Genomic DNA, 1,677 nt, shown 5'->3' with positions numbered 1-1,677 from the left:
AAGTCCTCCTCAGAAACTCAATCTAGTTTTGAGGCGCAAGCAACCAGCTCAAACCCAAGAGATTGAGCTGTTTTCTCCAGCTTAGAGACAATACGTTGTCGATATTTCTGTTCGTAATAGTCAGCACCTGAATCGGCATAAGCGGTTTTTGTACTCCAGAGGTGATAGAAGATGCGGGCTAGCTTGTGGGCAGTAGCGGTATTAGCCTCTGGAGCGCCCAATCTGGCTCGTAACCGACGATAAAAAGCCCCCAAAGCTGATTGAGAGCGAGATAAAGATTGAGCAGCTAAACGGAAGGCATTAGCAGCCCGATTAACTACACAACGGGTATGAGAACTTTTGACTTTACCGCCTGTAATCCTCGCAGACGGACACAACCCTAACCAAGAACAAAAATGCTTAACAGTGGGAAAACGAGTAGCATCCAATCCGACTTCCGAGAGCAGAGCTTGTACTGTGAGGACATCAAAACCAGGGATTTGAGTAAAATCTACTCCACTAATCCGATACAACTGATGGCGCAAGTCAAAATTGGGTTCGTGACCTCTGGGCTTTCTGTTACCCCGTTTGGGAGGGTCTGGTGGAGGATGGTTTTCTTCGCTAGCAAAGCTAGCTAAATATCGCTCAATCTCCACATCGCAGCTAGCAATTTGCTCTTGATAGATGTCGTAGAGTTGTAACTCTTGTTTTAACACAAATATATGCTCAACTCGATAGTCTCCACTCAAGGCTTTAGCAATATCTGCGGTACTACTTTTAATCCGAGAATTTTTCAAATTAGCTAAGACTTGAGGATTCCTTTCTCCAGCTACAATGGCGCGGATAATTGCCATCCCAGTGACTCCTGTGATGTCACTGATGACTTTATGTAGTTGCAGATTCATTTGAATTAATGCTTTCTGCATCCGCAGTACGTGGCTGCTACTGCTTTTGATTAAGTTATCGCGGTGGCGAATGTAACTACGTAGAACACAACTTTGGTCATCAGGACGAAAGGAACCGGACAATAAACCATAAGTATGTAGCTGTTGCAACCATTGACAATCCAACACATCACTTTTTCTGCCCGGTACGGTTTTGACGTGATGGGCATTCACCAGTTTGACTTCGATACCCCTGGCTTCAAAAATTTGAAAGGCTGGTATCCAATAGACTCCTGTCGATTCCATCGCGATGGTGTCTATCCCACATTCCACTAACCATGAGGCCATCTCGATTAAGTCAGGGGTAAAACAGCCAAATTTACGTACATTCTGTGACGTTCGATCAGGTGGAACGCAAACCCAGTGTTCTTGTGAGCCAATATCTATACCTGCGGCATTTGGGTTAATCTGGGTGAAATTAGACATTTCACCCGCAACAGGTTTGCTTATCTTGCATCGGATCATTTAGATGACTCCTCTTGGCGCTCGAACGAAAGGAAGTGTCCCGATTGGTGGGCGGATGTGATCTTAGATTCTCCTCAACGGGATAGGGTAATAGCCCTTCACCAATGTCATAATCATCATGCCCACGACCACGCTCTGAATCAGGCTCAAAATCGCACTATTGATTTGTCGGTCTTTGACTCTCAGGACACAGGGATAATATATCCGACTGGCAACTTTTGGGCTAGCTTTACTGTTTCTGTGATTCATAACGGGCACGCCGGGCCCGTGGAACGCTCTGAAGAGGACT

General features: G+C 45.7%; 2 protein-coding genes. One reads left to right on the top strand and one right to left on the bottom strand.

Going from position 1 to position 1,677, the window contains the following annotated elements; genetic code table 11:
- Positions 1 to 17 precede the first annotated feature (17 nt).
- Positions 18 to 1,349, bottom strand: coding sequence for an IS110 family transposase (locus OSCI_RS09035; RefSeq protein WP_173401184.1), 1,332 nt, complete (start codon positions 1,347 to 1,349; stop codon positions 18 to 20).
- A 96-nt stretch (positions 1,350 to 1,445) separates the two neighbouring features.
- Here OSCI_RS09035 and OSCI_RS31390 point away from each other — a divergent pair.
- Positions 1,446 to 1,677, top strand: a 232-nt coding sequence (locus tag OSCI_RS31390; protein ID WP_148288850.1) for a hypothetical protein, incomplete at its 3' end; no start/stop codon positions are given.

This window comes from Kamptonema sp. PCC 6506 (assembly GCF_000180455.1).
Classification (GTDB): Bacteria; Cyanobacteriota; Cyanobacteriia; order Cyanobacteriales; family Microcoleaceae; genus Kamptonema; species Kamptonema formosum.
The sequence above is the reverse complement of the archived record's forward strand: the minus strand, read 5'-3'. Positions and strand labels throughout refer to the sequence as shown.

Excerpts from the sequence above, each read along its gene's own strand:
- OSCI_RS09035 (WP_173401184.1), bottom strand. The coding sequence starts at position 1,349 with ATGTCTAATTTCACCCAGATTAACCCAAATGCCGCAGGTATAGATATT.